The sequence below is a fragment of the Pseudomonas sp. XP1 genome, from assembly GCF_053557675.1.
The window spans coordinates 1,869-10,764 of sequence record NZ_JBNRIJ010000039.1; the positions used below are offsets into that span (position 1 = coordinate 1,869).

Genomic DNA, 8,896 nt, shown 5'->3' on the forward strand with positions numbered 1-8,896 from the left:
CACGGCGCTGCGACGGGTCACGGGCATCGATCCAGCCCGGGCTCACCGCATTGACGCGGATCTCCGGGCCAAGGCTCATGGCCAGGGCATGGGTCAAGGCCACCAGGCCGCCCTTGCTCGCCGCATAGGCCTCGGTATCGGGCTCGGACTGCCGCGCCCGGGTGGAGGTGAGATTGACGATCGCCCCGTTGTGCGCACGCAGGTACGGCGCACAATGCTTGGCCAGCAGCATCGGGCCGTTGAGGTTGACCGCCAGCACCCGGTTCCACTGCGCCAGGCTCAGGCTTTCGAGGGTCTGGTTGTGCGGGTTGGCGATGGCCGCATTGCACACCAGCGCGTCCAGGCGGCCAAACTGCCCAAGCACCTCGGACACCCCGGCGCTGACCTGGGCCTCGTCGGCAACATCCATGGTGATGAACCAGGCATTGTCACCCAGGGCCTTGGCCACCTTGGCGCCACGCTGGCGGTCCAGGTCACTGAGCACCACCTGCCAGCCTTCGCAGATCAACCACGCGGCAATACCCAGGCCGATGCCGCGCGCGGCACCCGTCACCAGGGCTACCCGGCCGTTATGGCCGGGTTTACCGCCGCGGATTTCGATCACAGTGCCGCCAACCCGCGCGCCAGGTCTGCCTGCAGGTCGGCCACGTCTTCCAGGCCCACGGCAACACGGATCAGGCTGTCGCGAATACCGGCGGCTTCACGCTCCTGCGGCGTCAGGCGACCGTGGGAGGTGGTCGCTGGATGGGCGATGGTGGTCTTGCTGTCACCCAGGTTGGTGGTGATGGAAATCACCCGGGTAGCGTCGATGAAGCGCCAGGCGCCCTCTTTGCCACCCTTGACCTCGAAGCTCACCACCGCACCGAAGCCACTCATCTGGCGCTTGGCCAGTTCGTGCTGCGGGTGGCTCGGCAGGCCGGCGTAATGCACCTTCTCCACGCCCTCCTGCTGCTCCAGCCATTCGGCCAGTACCTGGGCGCTTTCGCAGTGCGCACGCATGCGCAGGCGCAGGGTTTCCAGGCCCTTGGTGAAGATCCAGGCGTTGAACGGGCTGAGGGTCGGGCCTGCGGTACGCAGGAAGCCCACCACTTCTTTCATCTGCTCGGCACGGCCGGCAACCACGCCACCCATGCAGCGACCCTGGCCGTCGATGAACTTGGTGGCCGAGTGGAACACGATGTCGGCACCCAGCTTCAGCGGCTGCTGCAGCGCCGGGGTGCTGAAGCAGTTGTCCACCACCAGCATGGCACCGTGGGCGTGGGCGATTTCGCTGAGTGCGGTGATATCGACCAGCTCTGCCAGCGGGTTGGACGGCGATTCTACGATCAGCAGCTTGGTATTGGCCTTGATGGCCTTTTCCCAGCCGGCGAGGTCGACCAGTGGCACGTAGTCCACCTGCACGCCGAAGCGCTTGAAGTACTTCTCGAACAGGCTGATGGTCGAGCCGAACACGCTCTGCGACACCAGCACATGGTCACCGGCACTGCACAGCGACATCACCACGGCGAGGATCGCCGCCATGCCGGTGGAGGTGCCCACGGCCTGCTCGGCCCCTTCCATGGCCGCCAGGCGCTCCTCGAAGGCACGCACCGACGGGTTGGTGTAGCGCGAATAGACGTTGCCCGGCGTTTCGCCGGCAAACCGCGCGGCGGCATCGGCAGCCGTGCGGAACACATAGCTGGAGGTCAGGAACAGCGCTTCGCTGTGCTCGGCCTCCGGTGTACGGTTTTGACCGGCACGCACCGCGAGGGTGTCGAAACCGACACCCTCGAGGTCACTGTCCAGTCGTCCGGCATCCCATTGATCCGTCATGCCGTCGCTCCCGAAATCAGTTGTTGTAGAGGTCGATGATCGCGCTGACCGCCTGGTTCTTGACCTTGGCGAGGTCATTACGAGCCTGCTCGATACGGTCGAGGTAGGCTTCGTCGATATCGCCGGTGACATACTCACCGTTGAATACCGCGCAATCGAACTGGTCGATCTTGATCTTGCCGCCACCAACCGAGTCGATCAGATCCGGCAGGTCCTGGTAGACCAGCCAGTCGGCACCAATCAACTCGGCCACTTGTTCGGTGGTACGGTTGTGGGCGATCAGTTCGTGAACACTCGGCATGTCGATGCCGTAGACGTTGGGATAGCGAACCGCAGGGGCTGCGGAGCAGAAGTAGACGTTCTTGGCGCCGGCTTCGCGGGCCATCTGGATGATCTGCTTGCAGGTGGTGCCGCGCACGATCGAGTCGTCCACCAGCATCACGTTCTTGCCGCGGAACTCCAACTCGATGGCGTTGAGCTTCTGGCGTACCGATTTCTTGCGCGCGGCCTGACCGGGCATGATGAAGGTACGGCCGATATAGCGGTTCTTGACGAAACCTTCGCGGAACTTGACGCCCAGGCGGTTGGCCAGTTCCAGGGCCGCGGTGCGGCTGGTGTCCGGGATCGGGATGACCACATCGATGTCGTGCTCGGGGCGCTCGCGCATGATCTTGTCAGCCAGTTTTTCACCCATGCGCAGACGGGCCTTGTACACCGACACGCCATCCATGATCGAGTCCGGGCGGGCCAGGTAGACATGCTCGAAGATGCACGGTTGCAGCTTCGGTGCTTCGGCGCACTGCTTGGTGTACAGCTGGCCTTCTTCGGTGATGTACACCGCTTCGCCCGGCGCCAGGTCGCGGATCAGGGTGAAGCCGAGCACATCGAGGGCCACGCTCTCCGAGGCGATCATGTATTCCACGCCTTCGTCGGTGTGACGCTGGCCGAACACCACCGGGCGGATGCCGTTGGGGTCACGGAAACCGACAATGCCGTAGCCGGTGATCATAGCAACCACGGCGTAACCGCCAACGCAGCGGCTGTGCACGTGGGAAACCGCGGCGAACACGTCTTCTTCGGTCGGCTGCAGCTTGCCACGCACCGCCAGCTCATGGGCGAACACGTTCAGCAGTACTTCCGAGTCGGAGTTGGTGTTGACGTGACGCAGGTCGGACTCGTAGATCTCCTTGGCCAGCTGTTCGACGTTGGTCAGGTTGCCGTTGTGTGCCAGGGTGATGCCGTACGGCGAGTTGACGTAGAACGGCTGGGCCTCGGCCGAGGTCGAGCTGCCCGCAGTCGGGTAGCGCACGTGGCCGATGCCGATGTTGCCGACCAGGCGCTGCATGTGGCGCTGCTGGAACACGTCGCGCACCAGGCCATTATCCTTGCGCAGGAACAACCGGCCGTCATGGCTGGTCACGATACCGGCAGCGTCCTGGCCGCGGTGCTGGAGGACCGTAAGCGCGTCATACAGCGCCTGATTGACGTTCGACTTACCGACGATACCGACGATGCCACACATGCGACGCAACCCCTACTTTGACGAAACTTGAGTGAATAGCGCTCAGGGCTTTGCCGGCCCGAGCAACTGTTCCTTGAACGGAAGATCAGCTGGAGTGCCGATCAGCCCACTGGGTGTCCACTGGCCGGTAAAACCCAGGATCAGGTTTTTCGACCAGTCGGCGACCAAGAGAAATTGTGGTATCAGGCGAGATTCCTGCCACCAGGTGTCTTGTTGAACCGGCCCCAGGCTGATCAGCCCGATGGCCACCACCACCAGCAAGGCCCCGCGCGCGGCGCCGAAGGCCATGCCCAGGAAACGATCGGTACCGGACAGCCCGGTCACGCGGATCAGCTCGCCGATGAGGAAGTTGATCATGGCCCCCACCAGCAAGGTGGCGACGAAAAGAATGGCGCAGCCGGCGATGACGCGCATCGACGGCGTCTGGATGTAGCTTTCAAGATACACCGAGAGCGAACCACCGAACATCCAGGCAACCGCACCGGCAATGATCCAGATGAGCAAGGACAAGGCTTCCTTGACGAAGCCGCGCTTGAGACTGATCAGTGTGGAGACGGCGATGATCGCGATGATCGCCCAATCAACCAAGGTAAATGCCACGGTGCTGCCTGCAGACGTTTGAGGCGGCGCATTTTAACAGAGCGGCGGGGGCTTGGGTAAGCGGAATGTCAGACAGATTGGTGTTGGCTTCATCGCCGGCAAGCCGGCTCCCACAGGGACTGCACAGGCCCTGAGAGCAGTGCGGTCGAGGTGGGGGCTGGCTTGTCGTGGCGACGAACCGCGTCGATGGGCGGCAAAGCCGCCCCGCGTATCAGCTGCGCTCAGGCTGGAAGCGCACCACGAAGCCCTTGAGGCTGTTCTGGCGATTGATGGCGTCACGCACGCGCTCAGCCTCGGCCCGCTCGATCAGCGGCCCCACGTACACCCGGTTCATGCCACCCGCCGAGCGGATATAGGCGTTGTAACCCTGGCTACGCAAGGTTTGCTGCAGCTTTTCGGCCCCGGCACGGTTGGACAGGCTGGCCAACTGGATCGACCAGCTGACCGGCAGGCCATTGACGTCGATCTTGGACGGCGCCGCGGGTGCGGCCGGCTTGGCTGCCGGCTGAGGCTCGACCTTGGCCACGGGCGCCTGCGGCTTGACGGGCTGGGGCTGAGGCTGAGGCTGCACCTGTACCTGAGGCTGGGTCTGCGGTGACGGTGTAATCGGCTGGCTGGGCGCGCTCGCCGGCGCAGTGGATTCGTCCACCACCACCGGTGCCTGCTGCGGCTCTTCGGGAATGACCTGCGGCTCCGGCACGGCGACCGGCTCCACCTTCACTTCCGGCAGGCTTGGCATGGCCGGCGCCTGCGGGGCCTCGACGCGCACCTGACGCATCTCGTCCTCGCGGGTGAACAGCATCGGCAGGAAGATCACCGCCAGCGCCACCAGCACCAACGCACCCACCATGCGCTGTTTCATCCCTTTATCCAGCACTGCCATCTACTCCACCCTCCTGGGCGTGCCGCTCCAGCCATTCCAGTGCCTGGGCAACACAGAAAAACGAACCGAACAGCAAGATCTGATCACCCGCCGTTGCCTGCGCGCACTGCCCTTCAAGGGCAGCGTCGACGCTGGCATAAGACTTCACCGCGGCGCCGAGGTTCGTCAAGGCCGTGGCCAGTTCTGCAGCCGGGCGACTGCGCGGGGTATCCAGTGGCGCCACCGCCCAGTCGTCGACCAGCCCCTGCAGCGGCGCAACAACACCGTCCAGGTCCTTGTCGGCGAGCAGGCCGAACACCGCCAGGCGCCGCCCTTTCAGCGGCCGGGCCGCCAGGCGCCGGGCCAGGTACTCCGCAGCATGCGGGTTGTGCCCGACATCCAGCAACAGCTCCACAGGCTTGCCCTGCCAGCTCAGCAGGCGACGGTCAAGGCGACCCGTGATACGGGTATCCAGCAGCGCCTGGCGAATCTGCCCGGCGTCCCAGGGCAGGCCCATCAGCAGATAAGCCTGCAAGGCCAGCGTGGCGTTTTCCATGGGCAGGTCGAGCAAAGGCAGGCCACGCAGCTCCAACTGCGTACCATCAGCCGCAGTACCCCGCCAGCTCCAGCTGCCATCGGCACTGGCCAGGTCGAAGTCACGACCACGCAGGAACAGCGGCGCAGCCAGTTCGGCGGCCTTGTCCAGCAGCGGCTGAGGCGGATCCAGGTCACCGCACAGTGCCGGCTTGCCCTGACGGAAGATGCCGGCCTTCTCGAAGGCCACCAGCTCGCGGGTATCCCCCAGGTAATCGACATGGTCGACGCCGATGCTGGTCACCAGGGCCAGGTCGGCATCCACCACGTTCACGGTGTCCAGTCGGCCACCAAGGCCCACTTCCAGTACCACGGCATCCAGCTGCGACTGGTAGAACAACCAGAACGCGGCCAGGGTGCCCATCTCGAAGTAGGTCAGGGAAATATCGCCCCGCGCCGCCTCGACGGCGGCGAAGGCTTCGCACAGGCGCTCATCGCTGGCCTCTTGGCCATCGATCAGCACCCGCTCGTTGTAACGCAACAGGTGCGGCGAGCTGTACACGCCGACCTTGAGCCCCTGGGCACGCAGCAGCGAGGCCACGAAGGCGCAGGTCGAGCCCTTGCCGTTGGTGCCGGTCACCGTCACCACGCGTGGCGCCAGCTTGCCCAGCGCCAGCCGGGCAAGCACCTTCTGCGACCGCTCCAGGCCCATGTCGATGGCCGAGGGGTGCAACTGCTCGAGGTAGGCGAGCCATTCGCCCAGGGATCGTTGTTTCATCACGCGACGGCAGCCGCCTCGCGCGCTTGTTCCGGGGTTTCCTGGCCGGTCATCTGCGCCAGCAGGCGGGCCAAACGCGGGCGCAGCTCGCCACGGGAGATGATCAGGTCGATGGCACCGTGCTCCAGCAGGAACTCGCTGCGCTGGAAGCCTTCCGGCAGCTTCTCGCGCACGGTCTGCTCGATCACGCGCGGGCCGGCGAAGCCGATCAGTGCCTTCGGCTCGCCGACGATCACGTCACCGAGCATGGCCAGGCTTGCAGAAACACCACCGTAAACCGGGTCGGTCAGCACCGAGATGAACGGGATGCCTTCTTCGCGCAGGCGCGCCAGCACGGCCGAGGTCTTGGCCATCTGCATCAGCGAGATCAGCGCTTCCTGCATGCGCGCACCGCCGGAGGCGGAGAAGCAGACCATCGGGCAGCGGTTTTCCAGGGCATAGTTGGCCGCGCGCACGAAGCGCTCGCCAACGATGGCGCCCATGGAGCCGCCCATGAACGAGAACTCGAAGGCGCTGACCACGATCGGCATGCCCATCAGGGTGCCGCTCATGGAGATCAGGGCGTCCTTCTCCCCGGTCTGCTTCTGCGCCCCGGCCAGGCGGTCCTTGTACTTCTTGCCATCACGGAACTTCAGGCGGTCGACCGGCTCCAGGTCGGCGCCCAGTTCGGCACGGCCATCGGCGTCGAGGAAGATGTCGATGCGCGCACGTGCGCCAATGCGCATGTGGTGGTTGCACTTGGGGCAGACATCCAGGGTCTTTTCCAGCTCCGGACGATACAGCACGGCCTCGCAGGCCGGGCACTTGTGCCACAGGCCTTCAGGCACCGAGCTCTTCTTCACCTCGGAACGCATGATCGAAGGGATCAGTTTGTCGACTAACCAGTTGCTCATGCTTTCTTTCTCCAGTATTGGCAGGCGTGGGCCGGTATCGCCGGCCCTGCCCTGCCCTTGAGCTCAAAATCTTTTATGAAACGATGATGGACCGGCCGCCGGGACTTCCAGCGCGCCACCCCACCGCTAATGTATGTCTTGCCGCCACAGGCGCGGGCGGCTGCCCCGCGGGGCTGCGAAAGCTATGGACGATGGCGCGCAGCCAGCCGTCACATCTGCCATCACGCCTGTTTCACCGCACGCATGAATGCCTCGATCTTCGCCGCGTCCTTGATGCCCTTGGCCTGCTCCACGCCGCCACTGACATCCACCGCGTACGGCCGCACCTGGGCGATGGCCTGGCCGACATTGTCGGCAGACAACCCGCCCGCCAGGATGATCGGCTTGCTCAGGCGCGCCGGCACCAGCGACCAGTCGAACGCTTCACCGGTGCCTCCGGGTACGCCTGGCACATAGGTGTCCAGCAGAATGCCGCGGGCACCGGCGTAAAGCTGGCAGGCCGCCTCCAGGTCGTCGCCCGGGCGCACGCGCAGGGCCTTGATCCAGGGGCGGTGGTAGCCTTCGCAGTCCTGCGGGGTTTCATCGCCGTGGAACTGTAGCAGGTCCAGCGGAACCACTTCGAGGATCTCGTTCAGCTCGCAGCGCGAAGCGTTGACGAACAGCCCGACCGTGGTCACGAACGGCGGCAGCTCGGCGATGATCGCCCGCGCCTGGCGCACGTCCACGGCGCGCGGGCTCTTGGCATAGAAGACGAAGCCGATGGCATCGGCGCCCGCTTCGGCAGCGGCCAGTGCGTCTTCGATGCGGGTAATCCCGCAGATCTTGCTGCGAACATTGCTCATGGACAGCGAACCCTGGTTGTTACGGTGAAAGGCCGGATGTTAGCAAATGACTTTTCGCCCGTCAGTCTGCCAGTGCCTCGTAGCCGGTCAAAAAGTGTGGGCCGATGTAACGCTTGGGCAGCGCGTACTCCTCGGGGTACTCCACCTGCACAAGGTAGAGCCCGTACGGGTGCGCCGTGACTCCACCTTCGCGGCGGTTGCGCCCCTCCAGCACCTCGCGCGCCCAGGTGGCCGGGCGTTCTCCGGCACCGATGCTCATCAGTACACCGGCAATGTTACGCACCATGTGGTGCAGGAAGGCAGTGGCACGCACATCCAGCACGATCATCTGGCCATGGCGGGTGACGCGCAGGTGGTAGATGTGCTTGACCGGCGACTTGGCCTGGCACTGGCTGGCGCGGAAGGCACTGAAGTCATGGGTACCGAGCAGGTACTGCGCGGCTTCGGCCATGCGCTCCACATCCAGCGGGCGGTGGTTCCAGGTGACTTCCTCGGCCAGGTGCGCCGGGCGGATCGGGTCGTTGTAGATGACGTAGCGGTAACGCCGGGCACAGGCCTTGAAACGGGCATGGAAGTCGGCAGGCATCGGCCGCGACCAGACCACGCTGATGTCGTGGGGCAGGTTGAAGTTGGTGCCCATGGTCCAGGCGCGTTCGTCGCGCACGGCGCGGGTATCGAAGTGCACGATCTGCCCGCAGCCATGCACGCCGGCGTCGGTGCGCCCGGCGCAGATCACCGAGATCGGCTCGTTGGCCACCTTGGACAACGCCTGCTCCAGGGCCTGCTGGACACTGGGCACACCACTGGCCTGACGCTGCCAGCCACGATAGCGCGCGCCTTTGTATTCCACGCCCAGGGCGATGCGGGAGTAGCCTTCGGCCGCGGACTCGGCGGCGGCGGTGTCGATGATGTCCAAGAGCATGAAACCTGTGGGGTGTACGGAATGGCGGGGATTATAACGACAACGGCAGCCGTGTAGGGCTGCCGTTGAATATGCACCGCATTTGAGGGCCTCTTCGCGGGCTCGCCCGCTCCCACAGGTTACTCACAAGG

The 8,896-nt window shown here is 64.9% G+C and carries 9 protein-coding genes; all 9 read right to left on the reverse strand.

Annotated features, from left to right (window positions below; all coding sequences use genetic code 11):
* A partial coding sequence (locus ACK1U9_RS22785) for an SDR family oxidoreductase (RefSeq protein WP_449110203.1) occupies positions 1-604 on the reverse strand: 604 nt, incomplete at its 3' end.
* Positions 601-1,812, reverse strand: coding sequence for an O-succinylhomoserine sulfhydrylase (locus tag ACK1U9_RS22790; protein ID WP_025338247.1), 1,212 nt, complete (start codon positions 1,810-1,812; stop codon positions 601-603). The genes ACK1U9_RS22785 and ACK1U9_RS22790, both read right to left, overlap by 4 nt.
* Positions 1,813-1,828: 16 nt before the next feature.
* Positions 1,829-3,334: an amidophosphoribosyltransferase gene (gene purF, locus ACK1U9_RS22795; protein ID WP_046617029.1), complete on the reverse strand. Its 1,506-nt coding sequence runs from the start codon at positions 3,332-3,334 to the stop codon at positions 1,829-1,831.
* A gap of 42 nt (positions 3,335-3,376) precedes the next feature.
* On the reverse strand, positions 3,377-3,934 hold the full coding sequence (locus tag ACK1U9_RS22800; protein WP_013971612.1) for a CvpA family protein: 558 nt from the start codon (positions 3,932-3,934) through the stop codon (positions 3,377-3,379).
* A 211-nt stretch (positions 3,935-4,145) separates the two neighbouring features.
* Entirely contained in the window at positions 4,146-4,817 is a 672-nt protein-coding gene (locus ACK1U9_RS22805) for an SPOR domain-containing protein (protein ID WP_085601480.1), read from the reverse strand.
* Positions 4,801-6,108 carry a bifunctional tetrahydrofolate synthase/dihydrofolate synthase gene (gene folC / locus ACK1U9_RS22810; protein ID WP_135001587.1) on the reverse strand — a complete coding sequence of 436 codons (1,308 nt, stop codon included), beginning with the start codon at positions 6,106-6,108 and terminating at the stop codon, positions 4,801-4,803. The genes ACK1U9_RS22805 and folC overlap by 17 nt, the downstream gene beginning before the upstream one ends.
* On the reverse strand, positions 6,108-7,001 hold the full coding sequence (gene accD / locus ACK1U9_RS22815) for an acetyl-CoA carboxylase, carboxyltransferase subunit beta (RefSeq protein WP_046617032.1): 894 nt from the start codon (positions 6,999-7,001) through the stop codon (positions 6,108-6,110). The genes folC and accD overlap by 1 nt, the downstream gene beginning before the upstream one ends.
* Positions 7,002-7,222: 221 nt before the next feature.
* Positions 7,223-7,843 (reverse strand): phosphoribosylanthranilate isomerase, encoded by a 621-nt coding sequence (locus ACK1U9_RS22820; RefSeq protein ID WP_046617033.1) that lies wholly within the window; start codon positions 7,841-7,843, stop codon positions 7,223-7,225.
* 61 nt (positions 7,844-7,904) lie between these two features.
* Positions 7,905-8,765: a tRNA pseudouridine(38-40) synthase TruA gene (truA, locus tag ACK1U9_RS22825; protein WP_046617034.1), complete on the reverse strand. Its 861-nt coding sequence runs from the start codon at positions 8,763-8,765 to the stop codon at positions 7,905-7,907.
* Positions 8,766-8,896: the final 131 nt, after the last annotated feature.